The organism is Fictibacillus phosphorivorans (assembly GCF_007673525.1).
GTDB lineage: Bacteria > Bacillota > Bacilli > Bacillales > Fictibacillaceae > Fictibacillus > Fictibacillus phosphorivorans_C.
Map to the genome: position 1 here is coordinate 2,630,322 of NZ_VDZU01000001.1, position 20,631 is coordinate 2,650,952.

The 20,631-nt window shown below is 40.5% G+C and carries 16 protein-coding genes and 2 riboswitches; of the genes, 9 read left to right on the top strand and 7 right to left on the bottom strand.

Features of this window, described 5'->3' with window-relative positions:
* Nucleotides 1-265: 265 nt before the first annotated feature.
* Both FS458_RS13165 and FS458_RS13170 read left to right on the top strand, forming a co-directional pair.
* The gene (locus tag FS458_RS13165) at nt 266-1,990 is read left to right on the top strand and encodes a glycoside hydrolase family 13 protein (RefSeq protein ID WP_144701199.1); all 1,725 of its coding nucleotides are present in this window, start codon (nt 266-268) and stop codon (nt 1,988-1,990) included.
* Nucleotides 1,991-2,103: 113 nt separating this feature from the next.
* Nucleotides 2,104-3,459, top strand: coding sequence for an MATE family efflux transporter (locus FS458_RS13170; RefSeq protein WP_144701201.1), 1,356 nt, complete (start codon nt 2,104-2,106; stop codon nt 3,457-3,459).
* A gap of 43 nt (nt 3,460-3,502) precedes the next feature.
* On the opposite strand, the gene asnB is transcribed toward FS458_RS13170, so the two are convergent.
* The gene (gene asnB / locus FS458_RS13175) at nt 3,503-5,350 is read right to left on the bottom strand and encodes an asparagine synthase (glutamine-hydrolyzing) (RefSeq protein WP_144701203.1); all 1,848 of its coding nucleotides are present in this window, start codon (nt 5,348-5,350) and stop codon (nt 3,503-3,505) included.
* A gap of 158 nt (nt 5,351-5,508) precedes the next feature.
* On the opposite strand from asnB, the gene FS458_RS13180 reads away from it, so the two are divergent.
* A complete protein-coding gene (locus FS458_RS13180) occupies nt 5,509-6,597 on the top strand; it encodes an AI-2E family transporter (protein ID WP_144701205.1) in 1,089 nt (362 codons plus the stop codon).
* 197 nt (nt 6,598-6,794) lie between these two features.
* On the opposite strand, the gene FS458_RS13185 is transcribed toward FS458_RS13180, so the two are convergent.
* The 5 genes from FS458_RS13185 to FS458_RS13205 form a co-directional block, all read right to left on the bottom strand.
* On the bottom strand, nt 6,795-7,331 hold the full coding sequence (locus tag FS458_RS13185; RefSeq protein WP_144701207.1) for a 1,2-dihydroxy-3-keto-5-methylthiopentene dioxygenase: 537 nt from the start codon (nt 7,329-7,331) through the stop codon (nt 6,795-6,797).
* Nucleotides 7,309-7,974: a methylthioribulose 1-phosphate dehydratase gene (locus FS458_RS13190; RefSeq protein WP_144701209.1), complete on the bottom strand. Its 666-nt coding sequence runs from the start codon at nt 7,972-7,974 to the stop codon at nt 7,309-7,311. The genes FS458_RS13185 and FS458_RS13190 overlap by 23 nt, the downstream gene beginning before the upstream one ends.
* Nucleotides 7,971-8,645 carry a 2-hydroxy-3-keto-5-methylthiopentenyl-1-phosphate phosphatase gene (locus FS458_RS13195; RefSeq protein WP_144701210.1) on the bottom strand — a complete coding sequence of 225 codons (675 nt, stop codon included), beginning with the start codon at nt 8,643-8,645 and terminating at the stop codon, nt 7,971-7,973. Before FS458_RS13195 ends, FS458_RS13190 begins: the two co-directional genes overlap by 4 nt.
* On the bottom strand, nt 8,642-9,883 hold the full coding sequence (locus tag FS458_RS13200; RefSeq protein ID WP_144701212.1) for a 2,3-diketo-5-methylthiopentyl-1-phosphate enolase: 1,242 nt from the start codon (nt 9,881-9,883) through the stop codon (nt 8,642-8,644). The genes FS458_RS13195 and FS458_RS13200 overlap by 4 nt, the downstream gene beginning before the upstream one ends.
* 76 nt (nt 9,884-9,959) lie before the next feature.
* Nucleotides 9,960-10,079, bottom strand: a riboswitch (SAM riboswitch).
* 311 nt (nt 10,080-10,390) lie between these two features.
* Nucleotides 10,391-11,557 (bottom strand): pyridoxal phosphate-dependent aminotransferase, encoded by a 1,167-nt coding sequence (locus FS458_RS13205; RefSeq protein WP_144701214.1) that lies wholly within the window; start codon nt 11,555-11,557, stop codon nt 10,391-10,393.
* Between the two features lie 107 nt (nt 11,558-11,664).
* On the opposite strand from FS458_RS13205, the gene FS458_RS13210 reads away from it, so the two are divergent.
* The 6 genes from FS458_RS13210 to FS458_RS13235 all read left to right on the top strand — a co-directional run bounded on the left by FS458_RS13210 (nt 11,665) and on the right by FS458_RS13235 (nt 18,736).
* Complete coding sequence (locus FS458_RS13210; RefSeq protein ID WP_144701216.1) at nt 11,665-12,447, top strand: carbon-nitrogen family hydrolase; 783 nt, start codon at nt 11,665-11,667, stop codon at nt 12,445-12,447.
* A gap of 105 nt (nt 12,448-12,552) precedes the next feature.
* Nucleotides 12,553-12,717, top strand: a riboswitch (SAM riboswitch).
* A gap of 87 nt (nt 12,718-12,804) precedes the next feature.
* Nucleotides 12,805-14,022 (top strand): S-methyl-5-thioribose kinase, encoded by a 1,218-nt coding sequence (gene mtnK / locus FS458_RS13215; protein ID WP_144701218.1) that lies wholly within the window; start codon nt 12,805-12,807, stop codon nt 14,020-14,022.
* Between the two features lie 3 nt (nt 14,023-14,025).
* A complete protein-coding gene (gene mtnA, locus FS458_RS13220; protein WP_144701220.1) occupies nt 14,026-15,093 on the top strand; it encodes an S-methyl-5-thioribose-1-phosphate isomerase in 1,068 nt (355 codons plus the stop codon).
* A complete protein-coding gene (locus FS458_RS13225; protein WP_144701222.1) occupies nt 15,071-16,216 on the top strand; it encodes a sugar ABC transporter substrate-binding protein in 1,146 nt (381 codons plus the stop codon). Before mtnA ends, FS458_RS13225 begins: the two co-directional genes overlap by 23 nt.
* Entirely contained in the window at nt 16,213-17,718 is a 1,506-nt protein-coding gene (locus tag FS458_RS13230; protein ID WP_144701224.1) for a sugar ABC transporter ATP-binding protein, read from the top strand. The genes FS458_RS13225 and FS458_RS13230 overlap by 4 nt, the downstream gene beginning before the upstream one ends.
* Nucleotides 17,699-18,736 (top strand): ABC transporter permease, encoded by a 1,038-nt coding sequence (locus tag FS458_RS13235; protein WP_144701226.1) that lies wholly within the window; start codon nt 17,699-17,701, stop codon nt 18,734-18,736. Before FS458_RS13230 ends, FS458_RS13235 begins: the two co-directional genes overlap by 20 nt.
* A 72-nt stretch (nt 18,737-18,808) precedes the next feature.
* Here the strand turns inward: FS458_RS13235 and FS458_RS13240 are convergent, their stop codons facing one another.
* Entirely contained in the window at nt 18,809-20,587 is a 1,779-nt protein-coding gene (locus FS458_RS13240; RefSeq protein WP_144701228.1) for a sensor domain-containing protein, read from the bottom strand.
* Nucleotides 20,588-20,631: the final 44 nt, after the last annotated feature.

Here is a 20,631-nt window from a genome sequence, read left to right on the forward strand (position 1 = left end):
TTTTTCTGTCTTCCTATATATTTTTTTGCAGTTTATGAAAACGATTGCATTACCTGCTCAATTTCATTATACCTATGCTTTGAATTTTTACAATACTTTTTTAATTATTTTTGGTTTCGCTTTCATTTCTCTTGATTTTGTTAGTGAAAGCGGTTTATACTATCACCATTACAAGTTGAAGGCAATGTACGTTCCTTAGGGGTACAACCTAGTTTCTATAGGTTGTGCCCCTTTTTTATTGCCAAGACTGAGAGGAGATTAAAATATGTTAAAAGAAGCAATCTACCACAGAGCAGGCAACAACTTTGCTTATGCATATGACGAGACTACCCTTCACATCCGTCTTCGTACTAAAAAAGGTGATGTTGATTCTGTAACGTTAATTCACGGTGATCCTTATGACTGGACGAAGGATGGCTGGCAGACGTCTCGATCGCTCATGACACTTTCGGGTACAGACGAATATTTTGATTACTATTTCATTGCGATTCAACCCCCTTTTCGCCGTTTGCGATATGGATTTGAACTAAAAAGCGGTGATGAAACGTTAGTGTTTACCGAAAAAGGCTTCTATAATGATGCTCCGTTCGATGACACGGCTTATTACTTCTGTTTTCCATTCTTAAATGGCATTGATGTATTTCGTGCTCCTTCTTGGGTGAAAGATACGGTTTGGTATCAAATCTTCCCTGAACGTTTTGCAAACGGAGATCCGAGCAACGATCCAGAAGGTTCTCTTCCGTGGGCTAGCGAAGAACCGAAATTCAACAATTTCTTTGGCGGAGATTTTCAAGGTGTTATTGATCATATTGATCACCTCGTTAAACTTGGTGTGACAGGGATCTATTTCACACCCATCTTTAAAGCGAAGTCTAATCATAAGTATGATACGATCGATTATTTAGAGATCGATCCACAATTCGGTGATAAAGAAACGTTTAAGCAACTAGTGAAAGTATGTCATGAAAACGGTATTAAAGTTATGCTTGATGCCGTGTTTAATCATAGCGGATATTATTTTGAACCGTTTCAGGATGTGTTAAGTAATCAAGAGAAATCCTCTTATAAGAACTGGTTCCATTTAAGAGAATTTCCAATTCAGACTGAACCACGCCCAAATTATGATACGTTTGCTTTTGAAAAATCGATGCCGAAACTAAACACCGAAAACCCAGAGGTTCGCGAATACTTACTCAAGGTTGCTCGTTATTGGGTGGAAGAGTTTGATATTGATGGATGGAGATTAGATGTTGCAAATGAAGTGGATCATTCATTTTGGAGAGAATTCAGAACAGCTGTTAAGTCTGTCAAACCAGATGCATATATCTTAGGTGAGATCTGGCATGATTCAATGAACTGGCTCCAAGGAGATCAGTTCGACGCCGTTATGAACTATCCATTCACAAATGCTGCTCTTGATTTTGTAGCAAAAGAATCGATCGATGCAAAAGTGTTTGCTGAAAAAATGACGGCTGTTCTTCATATGTATCCGGAAAACGTAAACGAAGCTGCGTTTAATCTTTTAGGCTCGCACGATACAAAACGTGTTCTAACGTTCTGTGATGAAAACAAGGATAAGATGAAGTTATTGTTCTTGTTGATGTTAACCTTTAAAGGAACACCATGTATCTATTATGGCGACGAAGTCGGTATGACGGGTGGTAATGATCCGGGTTGCAGAAAATGTATGGAATGGGATGAAAGCAAACAGGATCTAGAATTGTTCAATCACATTCAAGCATTGCTTAGCCTTCGCCAAGATCACAAAGTATTAGCAAATGATGGAGAAATAAAGTTTATTAAGGCTGATGAGCAAACATTAGTTTATGAGCGATCAACAGAAGAAGAAAGTGTTTGGATTCTTTTGAATGCTAGTGAACACAGCGCAGCACTTTCCATTAAGATCCCTGAGGACTACTCACACATTTTAGGGTCATCTTTCTCAGGTTCTCTGCCTGGATATGGCTTTAGTATATATAAAAGAAAATAAACATGTTCCCCTCACTAAAAAGTGAGGGGATTTTATTTCAGTAAGTACTCATACCTGTTACAATAGGTAAATGTTAAAACCATACAATATAAACACGATGGAGAGGGATTCACATGAAAGGCACCAAAGCTGCTAAGCTTTCCCTTTTTGCCATAACGTGGCCAATTTTTATAGAGATTATGCTTCATATGTTGATGGGGAACGCCGATACTCTTATGCTCAGTCAATATTCCGATCATTCTGTAGCCGCTGTTGGTCTTACTAATCAACTGTTATCAATCGTAATCGTTATGTTTGGATTCGTTGCTACCGGAGCCAGCGTCGTTATTGCTCAGGCAATAGGTGCTAAGCTTGAACGAACGGCTGCTGAGGTAGCTGTCGTTGCGATCTTAGGGAACTTGCTTTTTGGGTTGCTCTTAAGTGCTGCATTATTAATCTTTGGAGATGTGTTCTTAAAATGGATGAATACGCCACCAGAGTTGATGGCGGAAGCATCTAGCTATCTTATGATCGTAGGAGGATTTTCATTTATCCAATCGGTCATCATGACGATAGGAGCTGCAATTAGAAGCTACGGTTTTACGAAAGATGCTATGTACGTGACGATTGGAATGAACATCTTAAACGTATTTGGAAACTATTTATTCATCTTCGGAGCTTTCGGCTTCCCTGTACTAGGTGTTGAAGGTGTAGCGATATCAACATCTGTTAGCCGCTTTTTAGGATTAGTTGTGATTCTTTATCTCTTGTTCAAGCGCTCTTCTATACCACTGCCCTTTGCGAGTTCAATCAAACTATTTCCTCTTCATATTAAAAGTGTATTAAAAATCGGATTACCCTCAGCTGGAGAGCACCTTTCCTACAGCGGTTCTCAGATGCTGATCACGTTCTTCATTACGCTGCTCGGTACAACTGCACTAACGACTAAAGTGTATACCTTTAATATTATGATGTTTATCTTCCTTTTCGCCGTAGCGATCGGTCAAGGTACACAGATATTAATCGGTCATTTAATAGGTGCAAAATCATACGACTCTGCTTATAAGATGTGTCTTAAAAGTCAGACGTATGCCATGATTATAAGTTTTCTTATGGCAGGTATAGCTTCTCTATTCGCAAAGCCACTTCTGTCTATTTTCACAGATAATCCTGAAATTATTAAGGAGGGTACTATTCTTTTATACTTAACGCTCCTGCTCGAACCTGGCCGTTCTTTTAATCTTGTTATCATTTCTAGTTTGAGAGCTGCAGGTGATGTGAAATTTCCTGTCATTATGGGTGTCATCTCTATGTGGGGAGTAAGTGTCCCTCTTGCCTACTTGTTGGGAATTACCTTTGATCTGGGGTTAATAGGGATCTGGCTAGCTTTCACTGCAGATGAATGGCTGCGGGGGTTATTCATGCTGTCGAGATGGCGTAATAGAAAGTGGCAAAAACAATTAGTCGTGGAACAAGAAGCAACTGCATAAATACAAAAAACCGGAGAACAGTATGTACTCCGGTTTTTTGTATTTAATCTACAATATTAATATTATAGTCTGTCAACCAGCTGTCGATCTGTGCAAGATGAGCCATTAATTGTGGTCCTGTCATAAGCTGGCCGAACCAAGGTTCTTTAAACGTCTCTCCGTTCGTTTGAATGATATCCTGAACGCGTGCTCGGTTTAATACTTCAAACAATGGTGAATTCTTTTTTGCGACAATGCTTGTTAGCCAATCTTTTACGCCGTTCGTATAATCAGGATGGAACGTTTTCGGGTAAGGACTCTTTTTCCGATATAGAACATCATTCGGAAGAACACCAGTAAGTGCTTTTCTAAGTATTCCCTTCTCTCTTCCATCTAACATTTTCATGTCCCAAGGAATGTTCCATGCGTATTCTACTATTCTATGATCTGCAAAAGGCACCCTTACTTCTAATGAAGCTCCCATGCTCATGCGGTCTTTGCGATCCAATAGAGTCGTCATAAACCAAATCATATTCAAATAGAAGATTTCTCGTCTTCGCGCTTCTATTTTTGATTCTCCCTCTAAGACAGGCGTTTCATTTACCGTCTCTTCGTAACGTTGCTGCACATACGAAGCTAAATTTAGTTTACTAGCCCACGAGTCTTGCAAGAGATTCTGCCGAGCTTCTGTTGAACGCATCCACGGAAACATCGGACGGTTTAATAGCTCTTCTTTATGAAACCATGGATATCCTCCAAAGATCTCGTCAGCGCATTCTCCTGATAGTGCAACGGTTGACTGTGGTTTAATCTGACGACAGAACCATAACAGAGAAGAATCCACATCAGCCATTCCTGGCAGATCCCGAACAGTAACAGCTTCACGCAAATGATTGATTAATAGTTCATTATCGATCACGCAGCTATGATGAACAGATCCTGTAGCCTCAACCATCTGATTGATCCAATACGCATCTGAATTGGGCTGATAATCACTCGCTTTAAAATACTTATCATTATCAACATAATCAATGCTGAACGTATGAAGGTCACCCTTGTTTTCTTCTTTAAAATATTTAGCTGCGATTGCTGTTATCGCACTTGAATCGAGGCCGCCAGAGAGAAACGTACATACGGGTACATCTGCAACCAGCTGTCGTGTTACTGCATCAGTCACAAGATCCTTCACATTTTCTATCGTGTCTTCTAAAGAGTCTTGATGTGGTTTACTTTCTACGTTCCAATACCGCCAAATTTTCAGCCCGTTTTTTGAATACGTCGCAGCATGAGCAGGACGAAGCTCTTTTATTCCTTTATATACACCGTTACCTGGAGTACGAGATGGTCCTAGACCGAACACTTCTTGCAATCCTTCACGATCTATTTCAGCCTTCACATCTGGATGAGCTAATATAGATTTTATTTCAGATCCAAATAACAGCATACCGCCTTTTTCCGTATAAAAGAACGGCTTAACTCCTAGTCGATCTCGAGCTACAAACAAACTTTGCTTTTCTTCATCCCAAATGCCAAATGCAAATATTCCATTAAAACGATCGATACAACTTTCTCCCCATTCCATATAAGAAGTAAGCAACACTTCTGTATCAGAATGCCCATCAAACGAATACCCTCTTTGTAAAAGTTCCTTACGTAGATCTTCGGTGTTGTAAAGCTCTCCGTTATAGCAAAGTGTATACTGTAATTTGTTCTTTGTTCTCGTCATCGGCTGAACGCCGCCTTCAATATCTACTACTGCTAACCTTGCGTGACCAAAACCTGCATGCGTAGTACTCCATACATTGAGTGCGTCAGGTCCTCTTTTTGATAAAGGTGTGGCCATCTTGATCAATATATTTTTTTCATGTGTGAGGTTACGATTCCAATCTGCCCAACCCGTTATTCCGCACATTGGTTTCATCCTTTCTGTACAAACTCCATTTCTAGTACGTATGCCCATTACTCAGCATATGCTTTTATCCTTGTACGGGTGTTTTTTTAAAATTTGTGTATGTTCTCATAAGTTGTATATAATGAATACATATTTCAGAAGATAAAGGTGATAATTACATGCCACAGTCGAAATTTTTTCGTATCGGTTACGGATTTCTGCTCATTTTTTTAATCATTTTAGTAGGAACAAAGATTGACTTTATTTTCAGGCCGATCGTCGTTCTTGTTCAAACGTTATTTTTCCCGTTTTTACTTGGCGGTGTTCTTTATTATCTGTTCCGGCCAGTCGTTCAGTTCTTGCATAAGCGAAATGTGCCGAAGGTGTTATCTATCCTTCTCATCTATCTGCTTGCGATCGGACTTTTCGTATTGCTATTCTATTCTATTGGTCCGATACTACAAAGACAGGTAAGTAATTTAATCGAGAATACACCTGCTTTAATCGATGCAATTCGTTCAAAACTAAATGATTTACAGCAAAATGAATGGGTAAGCCGTTTCCAAGAAAGTGACCAATTTGATGTGAAAGAAATCTCTGATAAAGTGACTGCTTATTTGTCTACTAGTGTTCAAACAATTGGTACGAACATCGCAAACTTTATTGGAATCATCACAAACATTATTATGATTTTTGTTACTGTTCCTTTCATTCTTTATTACATGCTAAAAGAGGGTGAAAAAGCTCCACAGATGGTGCTTCAAACTCTTCCAGAAAGACAGCGTAATAATGGTACAAAAATTCTAAAAGACATGGACATCGCACTTAGTTCTTACATTCAAGGACAGATCCTTGTCAGTGTCTGTGTCGGTACAATGCTGTATATCGGTTATCTCGTAATTGGAATCGAGTACTCGCTGATCTTAGCTATCATCGCGATGTTCACTAATGTTATTCCGTTCCTTGGACCGATTATCGGAGTCGTCCCAGCACTGATCGTAGCCATTGTTGACTCGCCAGCGATGGTCATCAAAGTACTAGTCGTTATGGTTATTGCTCAGCAGATCGAGGGTAATGTAATCTCTCCTCAAGTTATGGGTAAAAAGCTGGATATTCATCCGCTAACTATTATTTCTATTTTGCTTGTAGCCGGTAGTCTTGGCGGTCTGCTTGGATTGATTCTAGCTGTTCCAGTATATGCTGTGCTAAAGGTTATTGCCCTGCACACGTATCGCTTGATCAACCTAAGAAAATCAAAAGAGCTTTAAAATAATGTGGAATTGGATAAAGCATCGGATATTAACGTCCGATGCTTTTTTTGTATTTTTTGTATGGCGTTCGTATTTTCTGTATGGCGCTCGTCCATCGTGCTTGTCAGCCGCTGGACGAGCGCCTAAACCACCATCTACTCTTTCATTACAAAAGAAAACACACCATTTCAATCAAATGAAATGGTGTGTAGTAATTATTGTGCTTCTTGCGGCTGTTTATCGTAGATCGGTACCCAGCCTTCCTTTGATTTGAAGATGCGGACCGCTACTACTTTACGATCTTCTTGCAGCGTGAAATAGTGACGGAAATTTTCAGGAACAGAGATAAGGTCTCCTGGCTCAAGTTCAACATCGAAGAATCTTCCGTTAGGTCCTTCGATCGCAAAAATTCCATGTCCAGAAACGATAAAGCGTACTTCATCATCTGTGTGATGGTGCTCAGCTAAGAAGTTTTTCAAAAGCTCATCTAAGTTTGGTGTCGCATCAGAAAGGGAGATAACATCTTCTGTTACATACCCTCTGCGCTCAGAAATATCATCGATCTCACTGCGGAAGGTTTGAATCACTTCTGCTTTGTCCTCATCACTTAACGAAAAATTTTCACGAAGGTGGGATGGAAGTTTTTCAATGTCCCACTTTTCGTAAATAACTTCCTGTGAGTTTAAGTACGATTCTACCTCGCTTTGTTTTTCAATTCTTTCGTTGTTATCATGAAATCGTAGTTGTGCCATTTTTAACGCCTCCAAATGATTGATTTTTATTTAAAACGTTTAAAGTTTGTAACTTGATGTGGTAAGAGAATAGAAACTCGAAAGCTTCTAAGTGTTTCTTCGCTTCAAAAGCATTTCTGCCCCATACGGTAATACCATGATTACGGATCAAAACAGCTTTTGTATCAGGCTTTATCACCGCACCCACCGCTTCTGACAGCTTGGAGAGATCACCATAATTTTCAACAATAGGAACCGTTATACTTCCTTCTTCTTCCCATATTCCAAAAGCCTTTATCAGTTCTTGGCCTTGGAACGTCACCTCCCCAACATCACCATACAACTCCGAAATTAAGTTGTTATCTACGGTGTGAACATGTAAACAACAGCCTGCATCTGTTAACCGATACACTTCACAATGGATACCTGTTTCTGCTGAAGCTTTTAAGTGCGTATCTTCTACCGGTTCTCCGTACTGATCAACTAAAAGAAAGTCTTCTGAGGTACGTTTTGTTTTATCTTTTCCGCTTGCAGAAACGTAAAAAGCAAGAGGCAAGTCACTTACCTTAATCGATACGTTACCACTTGTTCCAGGAAACCAGTCTCTTGATGCCAGCTCATCCTTTACATCTGCGAGCTCATTCCAACGCTGTTGTTTACTCAACTTTTTACACCTCTTTTCTCTAAGACATGAATGATGTCATGAAACGTTTCAAATGGTGTGTATGGTATTCGATTTTCTTCGCATTTTTCAATCAGATAGTCTCTTGCGAAAACAACATCAGCCATCTTAGAGGCTTGAAGATCTGTTATCGAATCACCGATTACAATCTTTTCAGCTCGTGGGAACTTCTCTTCCAGTCGCCTGATAACAGATGGTTTGCAGCAGCCACAATCATTGTCACATTGATCATCACACGCATTGGGCCAAGTTATTTTTATCGTGTCATTTGAAAAGTCACTGTTATTACAAAAAACGTATTCTGAATCTAGCTTGTTCTCTAGAACAGGATGAACAAAAAAATCAATACCACCGCTTACGATGTGTAAAGGAATTCTCTCACTTTGAGTAAATTGAATAAATTCCTGAAAACCTTCTCTGATCTTAGAACGTGTTAGGACGAATTCAACGATCTCTTCCTTTTTATCCGAAGAAATTCTAGAAAACATCTTTCCTACACCTTCTCGAATCGAGATCGTTTCATTCAAGATTTCATTAACGATCGGCTGCCAGCCCTCAGGTGAAAATTCTTCCATGATCGCGACGATGTTATCTTTTTCGGTAACTGTCCCATCAAAATCACAAAAGATTACCGATTGGTGTTGAGTTGTCATTTTACAGGAACACCGCCCCAAAGCTCTAATGCTTTTTGTAGTTCTGCATGTTTTTCAGCAAAGCTCTCAAAGTCTTCTCCTTTAACAACTGCGTCAATAGCTTGACGGAAAGCACGCGCTCCACCAGCAGCTCCATCTGGATGACCATGAATGCCTCCACCCGCGTTTATTACACTGTCCAATCCGAAATCATTGTATAAAACAGGTGTTAAACCTGGATGGATACCCGCTGATGGGACGGGAAACGACTTGTTTAACGAAATGCTATCTGTTGTTAAAGCATCTGCTATGCTTAACGTTTCTTTACGATCAAGTGCCACACTTCCATATGGTGATGGGAACAACACAAGATCTGCTCCTGCATAACGAAGCAGTTTGCCTAATATCACGGAATAACCAATTCCATAGAGAGACGATGATCCTATAGCTCCGGATAATGCAGGGTGTGCCATGATTGGAAGCGGAATCTCTTTATCTTCTGCTAGTTCTTGCAATACATCTGGTCCGTAGGATAAAACGTTGAACAATAATGCGTTAGCTCCTAATTCTGCTGCGCGCCTCGCTTTGTCTCGAAGTTCACTCGTTCTGCCTGTTAAGTTAACTGCGTAGAGCGTCTTTTCGCCTGTTCGCTCATGAACAGACTTTAATACTTCTTTAGCGATTTTCACTCTTTCTTCAAAAGGAGTAAGTGGGTTCTCAAAAAGAATTTCATCATCTTTTACAAGATCTACCCCACCTAAGGCCTGCTCATATAATTGCTGCTTGAAGAATGAAAGATCTTTTCCGAGTACCCCTTTAAAAATACTCATAACAAGCGGGCGGTTATGTACGCCTAAGATATCTCGGATTCCAGTTATTCCGAACTTTGGACCAGGAAATTGCTGTTCTAGATTCTTATCAAACTCTAAATCTACGAGTTTGATCTCACCATCTAACGAAAGTTTACCGAAAACCGTCGTTAGTATAGCAGGAATGTCATTTGAAAAGTTTGCTGATGGATAGGAAATCTTGAGTAAGCCCCTAGTTCTTTTACTTCCTAAAAATTGATCTGTACGTGGATCTTCAGGAAGTTCAATGACTTCTTCCACGATACCTTTATGTTTTTTTAGCTGTTCTTGCTCAAGCTGGGGAAGATCTGTCCAAGAACCTACTGTAAGTCCAAGTGCGATGCCTTCTGCTTTTTTGTGTAGATTCTCTTTTTTATCATGCACTAAGTACGTAGCTGTAATTTTGCTCATGTTCGTCGTTCTCCTTTCAAAACGCAAAAAACCCCTTCACGAGGAAGGGGTGTCTACATATTGACAGTTCCGCTTCCTCTTATCTCTCAGCCAAACGTTTGACTGCAAGAATTAGCACCGTTTTCAGTTAAGCTAAATTAACTGAATGGTTGCCGGGTTTCATCGGGCTAGTCCCTCCACCTGCTCTTAATAAGAGTGCAAATTGTTAGAATATAATTTTAATTGTGATTATGACAGGGTATGAAGGATCTGTCAACCAAAACCTTCAACATCTCATTAGTAAGCTTTAAAGTTTTTGAAAGATGTTGATCTCCGTTCCAGATACTCGCTTTCCACTGGGCAGACAGTGAGCCACATTCGTACGTTTCACTCTTAAGTGTCACACCCTGCTTGTCGGGGCTGTACGAGACACTTCCACTTTTCGGACTGCCTGCCTGTCCCTTAGGAGTCTCGCATCTTTCACTCCATTCAACTAATCAAAGAGGCATAAAGAATTAAATAAAACTTCTAAAATAATTTAGCAATTCGATCTGCAGCCTCAATCAAACGTTCTTCAGACGTTAAAAGACCGGCACGTACATATCGATCGCCTTCGCTTCCAAATCCAATGCCTGGTGCGACTACGACATGTGCTTTCTCAAGCAAATAGTCTGCGAACGTTTCAGATGTATACCCTTCAGGTACAGGCAGCCAGCAGAAGAATGAACCTTTTGGCGAATCTACGTTCCATCCATTTTCATTTAAACGTCCAATGAATGCATTTCGTCGTCGTTCATATGTATCTACCAATTCATCCACACATTGCTGTGACCCATTTAATGCCTCAGCTGCTGCATGCTGAACCGCTCCAAACAAGCTTACATAAAAATGATCTTGAAGTAGATTAATGGATTCGATGACAGATTCGTTTCCAACGGCAAAACCAACGCGCCATCCAGCCATGTTATAGGTCTTGGAAAGCGTATAGATCTCTATCCCTACCTCTTTTGCTCCTTCGATCTGTAGAAAACTGACCGGTTTTTGCCCATCGAATCCGATAGCTCCATATGCAAAATCATGGCACACGAGTATATCGTGTTTGTTAGCGAGTTCCACTGTTTCTTTAAAGAAGGATTCAGTGGCAACACCTGCAGTCGGGTTGTTCGGATAGTTTAAGAACATAAGCTTTGCTCTTTCCAGTACCTCTTTATCTATTTCATCATACTTCGGCAGAAAATTATTTTCATTTCTTAAAGGCATTGTCTCCATCGTAGCACCAGCCATTGCTACACCTGACCAATAGTCCGGGTATCCTGGATCTGGAACGAGTGCAACATCTCCTTGGTTTAAATAGCACTGTGACAACTCTACTAAACCCACTTTCCCGCCAAAGAGTACAGCTACTTCTTTCTCAGGATCAAGTGTGACCCCATATTCTCGTTTATAAAAATCGGCAGCTGCCTGCTTCAAAAATCCATGACCGCGAAACGGTGAATACTTATGAAAATCAGGTCGATCAGCTCCCTCTTTCAATGCATCTACAATATGCTGAGGAGTGGGCTGATCAGGGTTTCCTTGCCCAAGATTAATAACGTCATAGCCTTGCTCCACATAGTGAGATACTTTTTTTACAAGTTTGGCGAAAAATTGCTCCGGCAGTTTCCCCATCACTTCTGCCTGCTCAAATTGTTTCACGACGATCACTTCCAGTCTAATTTGAATGTTCTTGAAATTCTAATCAGTTATGTTATACGCTTAAGGAAATTCTGTAAAGACTTTTTTATAATCTGGAGGGTACAATCATGAAAATTGCCTGTATTCAAGTTGATATACATTTTGGCGATCCTGAAAAAAATTATGAACACATAGAAAATAAAATCCGTGAAGCGGTTGTCGAGCACCAACCTGATACGATCGTTCTGCCAGAACTGTGGGATACAGGATATGATCTTACTCGATTAGATGAGATTAGCGATCATTATGGTAAAAAAGCAAAGGAATGGTTAAGTCGATTATCTAAAGAGCTGGATATTAATATTGTCGGCGGGTCTATCGCGTATCGTGAAAGCAACACAGTTTACAATACATCATTCACTTACAACAGAAACGGTGAACAGGTTGGCACCTATTCAAAGGCTCACCTCATTACCCTTATGGAAGAAGAAAAATATATCTCACCAGGAAGTAACGGTAACCTGTTTACTATCGACGGCAACCTCTCCACTCTTGCTATCTGTTACGACATCCGTTTTCCTGAATGGATTCGCGCACCTTTCTTAAACGGGGCTAAAATTTTATTCGTTCCTGCCGAATGGCCGATTCAAAGACAGACCCATTGGCGTGCATTGCTTACCGCACGTGCCATAGAGAATCAATGCTATGTGGTTGCTTGCAACCGGGTAGGAAGCGACCCTAAAAATACCTTCGCAGGTCAATCTCTAATCATTGATCCGTGGGGAGATATTATCGCTGAAGGATCGGTGTACGATGAAGAGGTCCTTACAGCAGAGATATCACCTGAATTAGTAGACGAAGTACGCGTAAAGGTTCCTGTGTTTAACGATCGTCGAACAGATCTTTATTAAATCATTTTTAAAATTTAGTGTTGACAGATCTTCATACAACGTTGTAGTATAACGATTATGAATTGCGTGAATATTGTTACGCATTAAAAAACAAATAATTTTGGTCTCTTATCAAGAGCAGGTGGAGGGATATGGCCCGATGAAACCCAGCAACCGACCGTAATACCATTGTAAGATGGGGCGCCCGCATTCTATGGGGAGCCGCTGACTAACTCAGCGTATGGCACGGTGCTAATTCCGGCAAAACATTTTGTTTTGCTAAGATAAGAGGCACGGGAAATCATCATTCCGAGCCTCTTTTCTTATACGAAAAGAGGCTCTTTTTATTTGTAAAAAACTTTCCGGGGGGAACACAAAATGAGCGTACAAGTAAGACCTACATATGAACCGTTAAATGAATTGACAGTCCTTGATGTGGTAAAACCTTTAGCATTTTTCGATGCATCCGAACAAAACCAACTGCATGTTAGAGAGATTGGAGATGGCAACTTAAACCTTGTTTTTCATATAGAAAGCGCACTCTCCAAAAAAGCACTGATCGTCAAACAAGCACTTCCTTATGCAAAAGTGGTTGGTGAAAGCTGGCCGCTCACACTAGATCGCGCACGAATCGAAAGCGATGCTTTATTAAAAGAAGCAGAATCGGTTCCACACTTAGTTCCGAAGGTTTTATATTCAGACTCAACGCTTGCGGTAACGGTTATGGAAGATTTATCTGATCATGTCATCCTTCGAAAAGGACTTATTGATGGTCAAATTTATACACAACTTGCTGATGACATTGGAACGTTTGCGGCTAAGACCGCTTTTTATTCTAGTGACTTTCACCTTCATCCATTTGAGAAAAAAGAACAAGTTAAACGATTTTCAAACCCAGAGCTTTGCAAGATCACGGAAGACTTAGTATTCACAGATCCTTTTTTCAACAACGAAACGAACGACTTCCCTGCTGAACTTCAAAGTGAAGTAGATCTAATTTGGAATGACAAAGAGCTTTTACAAGAGGTAGCTCAGCTGCGACTATCATTCTTAACAAGAGCAGAAGTTCTTCTTCATGGTGATCTACATTCTGGAAGTATTTTTGTAAAGAGCGACTCTACTAAAGTGATCGATCCTGAGTTTGCTTTCTATGGTCCAGCAGGATTTGATATCGCTCACTTCATAGCTAACCTTGCGCTTAATCATCTTTCTCAGAATGCACATGCGAAAGAGCCGTTTCATCGTGAAACTTTACAAACCTATCTGTTACAAACGATTGAAAAGACTTGGGAGACATACACAGAAACGTTCACACAGCTTTGGAACGAGAAAGCGACTGATCCTTTTGCCAAGATCGACGGTGTTCTTGAAAATTTCTTAGAAAAAACGTTTCAAGAAGCAATTGGATTTGCTGGATGTGAAATCATTCGAAGAACGATCGGACTTGCACATGTAGCTGATCTAGACTCTATACCCCAAAAAGAAGTTGAGCTCTTTTATAAAAAAACAGCGCTAGAGCTAGGTGCAAAACTTATTAAAAATCAGAGAAACATTACAAACATCACAGAACTTACTGACTGGATTAGAGGTGCTTAAATTATGACTGTAGCTGAAAAGTGGGTTCCTTCTGTTCGATACAGAGGTAACCACCTTCTTATATTAGATCAACAACAACTTCCCCATCACACGGTTTACTTAAACGTAACCACGATTGAACACGTATGGGATGCCATTTCCAAACTTAAAGTTCGAGGCGCTCCTGCGATCGGAATTGCTGCAGCGTTCGGACTCGCACTTTGGAGTAATTCTGAGACAGAGGCCGATCATTCTTCGTTTTTATCAAAATTACATAAACAAAGAGATTACTTAGCCTCCTCTCGCCCGACAGCTGTTAATTTATTTTGGGCTTTAGACCGTGTTGTGGCATCTGCCGAACGATCCGCTTCTGTAGAAGAGGCGAAAAAAAACATTGAAGCTGAAGCACTTTTAATTCAAGAAGAAGACGAGAATACTTGCAGAAAGATCGGTGAGTACGCCTTATCGCTACTTCAAGACGGAGATGCTGTTATGACGATCTGTAACGCGGGTGCCATCGCGACAAGCAAATATGGAACAGCTTTAGCACCTTTTCATCTTGCAAAAGAGCAGGGCTGGAATCTTTCTGTATATGCGAACGAAACGCGTCCTGTCTTACAAGGATCTCGTTTAACAGCATGGGAGCTCCAAGCAAACGATATTGATGTGACCTTGATCACAGATAATATGGCAGCCCACACGCTTAAAACAAAGAACATTAAAGCGGTTATCGTTGGATGTGACCGAGTAGCAGCGAATGGAGATACAGCAAACAAGATCGGAACTTTTGGGCTTGCTCTTCAAGCAAAAGCACTTAGTATTCCCTTCTATGTAGCTTGTCCTCTATCTACCTTGGATTTAAAAACAACAAGCGGTGATGATATTCCGATCGAAGAACGTCCAGAAGAAGAAGTCACTCATCTAAACGGTGTTCGTATTGCACCGGAAGGAATAAAAGTATTCAACCCAGCTTTCGATGTCACTCCTGCTGAATACATTTCAGCGATCATTACAGAAAAAGGGATCGTGAGCGGCAATTATCGAGAAGCGCTAGCCACACTTAAGGAGGATGAAAAGATTGAAACCTTATAGAGTCTTGGCAACCGCTTGCCTAACCACTGCTTTGTTCTTAACAGGATGCACCAATGAACAAGATGCTCTTTCCAATAAGACAGAAGCGAAACCTACTGCCGCAAATGAGTCACAATCAAAACAAAAAAATACGGCTACAACATCTAGCAAAGTTCCAGAACAGCTTCAGAAGCCTTTAAAAATCGCTTCGATCAACCAGTTCTCTATTGGTACTTTTTCTTCTCAATATATTAGTGGCGTAAAGAAGCAAGTTGAAGAGTTCGGTGGTGAGGTACAGATCTATAACGCTGATAACGACCTTTCAAAAATGGCAGCATATGTAGAAACAGCCGTAAACCAGCAAGTTGATGGAATCTTAATCGATCATGGTCGTGCTGATGCAATTGCACCAAGTGTAAAAAAAGCAGTTGCAGCAGGAATTCCTGTTGTAGCTTTTGATAGTGACATCAACATACCAGGGGTAACCGTTATCGACCAGGATGACTATAGCCTTTCGTGGAATGCTTTACGAAGCATGGCGCAAGACTTAAATGGAAAAGGTGAGATCGTATACGTTTGGGTAGGCGGTTTCACACCGATGGAACGAAGAAACGTTATGTATGAAGCTTTTAAGAAACGTTATCCGTCTATTAAAGAAATCGCTCGATTTGGTACAGCGACACAAAATACGGCCCTTGATACACAGTCACAAATGGAAGCTTTACTACAGAAATATCCGAAAAAAGGGGATATTGACGCTGTATTCGCTCCTTGGGACGAATTTGCTAAAGGCGTAACGCGTGCGATCCAACAAGCTGGACGTGACGAAATTAAAGTATATGGAATCGACTTAAGTGACGAAGATCTACAACTGATGCAAGAAGAAAACAGTCCTTGGGTTTCAACAGCAGCAACAGATCCTGCTGATGTTGGAAAGCTGCAAGTACGCTTTCTCTACCAAAAAGTAGCCGGTGAAGAAACACCTCAGATCTATAGTGTACAGCCTCACCTTGTAGAAAAAGAGGACCTGCCTAAGTCCAAAGTATCTATGGACGAGATCGGTAAGTACGTAGAAGGCTGGGGCAAATCAGATGCCGGAACATCACCTTGGATGGAAAACTTACGTAAGGATAACCAACAATGACGACACTCTCATTAACTTCTATACAAAAATCGTTTGGTGAACAGATTGTTTTAAAAGGAGTGGACTTTACCGTAAAAAGCGGTGAGGTCCATGCTCTTTTAGGCGCAAATGGCGCAGGTAAAAGTACACTCATGAAAATACTCTCGGGCGATTATGAGCGTGATGGCGGTGTCATCACGTTGGATGCAGAAGAACTGACGATCAAAACACCGGCTCATGCAAAAGCAGCTGGCATAGAAATGGTCGTTCAAGAAGTAGATACTGCTCTCGTCTCTTCTTTAAGTATCGCAGAGAACGTAACGATGAATACTTTTATCACGGGTCCTGCCTTCTTCTCCTGGAAAAAAAGATATAAAGTGGCTCAAGAGCTATTAAGCAGAGTTGGCCTATCACTGGATCCTGCCATGCCCCTCTCTCAATGTTCTTTAGCTGAGAAACAGTTAGTACTCATCGCAAAAGCAATTTCTCGAAATATATCTTTTATTATTCTTGATGAACCTACAGCTGCACTTAGTACGAAAGAAGCTCAGCATCTGTTCTCTGTACTTCGTGAACTTCAGAAGCAAGATGTTGGCATTATCTATATTTCTCACCGGTTACCTGAGATTATGGAACTGTCGACGAAAGTAACCGTCTTAAAAGATGGATATGTGACGCTTCAAAAAGAAACGTCTGGCTGTACTTCTGAAGAAATTGTTCGCTCGATGCTAGGCAATGAATTGGTTGAACTCTTAAACGATGAAGAAGATAGAATACTAGGCGATACCCTTTTAGAGGTCAAACAGTTCAGTGTTCCAGGTACAGGTGAAACTCTGTCCCTGTCTGTTCGAGAAGGAGAAATTGTAGGAGTTGCTGGATTAGTAGGTGCAGGAAAGACGGAAACGGCAAGAGCATTGTTTGGTGCAGATCCATCAAAAGACTCTCTTTACATGAAAGGTAGAAAAGTAAGAATATCAAACCCTCAAAAAGCCATTTCGGCTGGTATCGGCTTTGTTCCAGAAGAAAGACGCAAAGAAGGAATACTTGTCGATTATAATGTGGTGGAGAATTTAACCTTACCTGTCTTAAAGCAATTTACCAAGTTCGGGTTTATCCAAAGAAAACGTGAAAAAACCGAAGCTGAAAAATGGATCAAACAACTCGGTATAAAGACACAAAAATCTTCACTCTTGCTGAACCATTTAAGTGGGGGTAATCAGCAAAAATCTTCGATCGGTAAATGGCTTCTTACAGACGGAGATGTGTTCATTTTCGATGAGCCGACTAAAGGTATTGATGTTGGCGCTAAACAAGATGTGTTTCAATGCATCAAAAACTTAGCTGACAACAAAAAAGGAGTTCTCTATTTTACGAGTGAGATACAAGAACTGCTCGCATTTTGTGACCGAATCCTCGTTATATACGATGGAAAGATTGCAGGAGAATTAACTAAAAACGAAGCAACCACTGAAAAAATTATGCACTATGCAACTGGAGGTCATTATGGCACAGTACGTTCATAAAGAACACGTTGAGAACGACATAAACACTACAAAACTCTCACTTCAAGAAAAGATCTTTCCTTTTCTTTACCGATACGGCACCCTTCTTGTCATATTATTAACCGTTATCGGATTTAGTCTAGCAAACGATAAGTTCTTAAGTTATCAAAACTTTACAGATATCTTACGCTCCGTTTCTATTATTACGTTGCTCGCAATCGGTGTAACCATATCTTTAATCGTTGGAGGCTTTGACCTTTCTGTTGGATCAACGGCGAGCCTTGCGACAGTTACGAGTGCTGCAGCACTCGTTCTGTATCGCCAAGAAACGATCATCGCCATTCTTATTCCGATAGCAATCGGTCTATTAGTAGGGCTATTAAACTCGTTCTTCGTTGTAAAAGTGAGACTTCCCGATCTACTCGCAACATTAGCCGTTATGTATATTATTAATGGATTGCATCTAACGTTTACAAAAGGATTTTCAATATACAACAACATGCCTTTATCAGAAGGTGGAACGGCTCCTGGTGTTTTCCTTCCCTCTTTCTTATTTATTGGTCAAGGTGAGATATGGTCTGTTCCGGTACCTGTCATCATCATGCTGATCGCGGTTATTGTTGTCCATGTCATTCTACAGCAGACTCGTTTCGGCAGATTATTGTATATTACAGGCGGAAATGAAGAAGCTGCTCGTCTATCTGGTGTCCCTGTCCAGCGTTACAAGATGTATGCTTATCTTTTATCTGCATTCTTTGCTACTCTTGCTGGTATATTATTAGCGGCACGAATCGGAACCGGCCAAGTTTCCGCTGGTGCTCCTCTATTAATGGACGGTGTTGCAGCAGCTTTTATTGGCTTTTCAGTGTTTGGCGCAGGTAAACCAAATGTGATTGGTACATTTGTTGGTGCCGTTTTGATCGGTATACTTCTTAATGGATTAACGATGCTAAACGTTCCGTACTACGCACAAGATATCGTAAAAGGTTCGATTCTGATCGGTGCCCTGGCGTTTATGTATTATGAAAAGAAAAAATAAAACATACATGGATGTTTTTCGGTAGTAGTTGCTTTCCGTTTAAAAGAATCTAGCAAAAAAACAGCACACTCTTTACGGAGTTGTGCTGTTTTTTGGTAATAGAAAAGTCCTTAAAAATTCACTCGCTTCACAAGCAGGCATTGGCTTACTGATTATGTATCCTTGAGCAGTGTGACAGCCATACTCTTGAAGTAACTTCATCTGTTCATGTGTTTCTACACCTTCTGCCACTGTTGATAGAGAAAGTCCTTCACACATCATGATGATCGCTTTAATGATCGCCGCATCACTCGTATTAAAAAAGTCATCGCTAAGATGTCGGATAAAGCTTTGATCGATCTTTAAATAATCGACCGGAAAATCTTTTAAATAACTAAGAGAACTGTAACCCGTACCAAAATCGTCGATTGATAGACGAACACCTAGCTCTCTTAATTCTTCCATGATGCTGATGCTGTATTGAACATTTTGTATCATCGTACTCTCTGTTAATTCTAGGTGAAGATATTCAGCGGATATTCCTGCCGTTTCTATCGCTTCTTTTACTTCATATACAAATGACAACCTTTGAAACTGTCTGCCTGAAACATTTACAGAGATTGAAAGATGAGGCGCACCATCATCATGCCATCTTTTTAGCTGCTTACAAGACTCGAATAGAACAAACCGACCGATCTCATCAATAAGTCCGATCTCTTCAGCTAAAGGAATGAACTGCATCGGAGAAACCAGACCCAAGTCAGGATGATTCCATCTTACAAGCGCTTCAAATCCAAGAATCCTTTCCGTTTTTAAACAAAATTGAGGTTGAAAATAAGGTTCTAGTTCACCCTTTTGAACTGCCTTACGTAGAAAGCCTTCTAGCTTTAGCCTTTCAAGTGTGAATGCGTTCATATCACCCGTAAAGAATTCACGTTTTCCTCTGCCCTTTTCTTTCGCTTTATGCAGAGCGGTGTCTGCATTCTTGATGAGAACATCGGCACTCGTGCTATCATTTGGGTAGATGCTGACCCCAATCGACGTACTAACCGTATACTCTTGGCCATCGAGATAGATCGGCAATTGAAGTGCTTCTTCTATCCGATCTGCTGTATCGATTACGTCAGACGGCTTTTCAATCGTTAAGATTAACGTAAATAAGTCCCCCGCGAATCGACAGAGCAAATCTTGACTATGGATTACTTGTCTAAGCTGATTGCTTACATGCCTTAACACAACGTCTCCGATATGGTGACCTAAACTCTCATTTATGATCTTAAAATGATCAATATCCACAAACATCACAGCTAACAGATGGTTTGCAGGATCACTTTCAGAAACGAGTTCTCTTAACCTTTTTTCAAATAAACTTCGATTTGGCAAACCTGTTAGCGAGTCGTGAAATGCAAGTTGTTCGATCTCTTCTTCCGCTTTTTGCTGCCAAGTAATGTTCTTTCCGATCCCATATACACCAACTACTTGATCGTTTACGACGATTGGAATGTTCGTGATGCTGCTTAAAATGTGCCCGCCATCTTTTTTCTTAATATTTGCAACAAAATTTTGCGGTTTATCATGTACGGCGAGCCTGAAGTGTTCAACGACCCGTTTGTGGTCTTCTTCGCACACAAATTGCAGTGCGTGGGTTGAGAGCAACTCTTCTTCTGAATACTCTAAAGACTGAACGAGCGCATGGTTCACACTCGTTATATAACCTTGTAGATCCATAGAATAGATCATATCTGGATTATGATCGAACAACGACTTATAGCGCTGTTCTGATTCAATTAAGTTATCATTAAGCTCTTCCATCTCTTTCGTATTCATCTTGATTAAATGAGATAGCGCTAAATATTCATCCATCTCTTTCATTCTTACACCTCATCTGTCCAATGAACCCCATTTATATAGTGCTA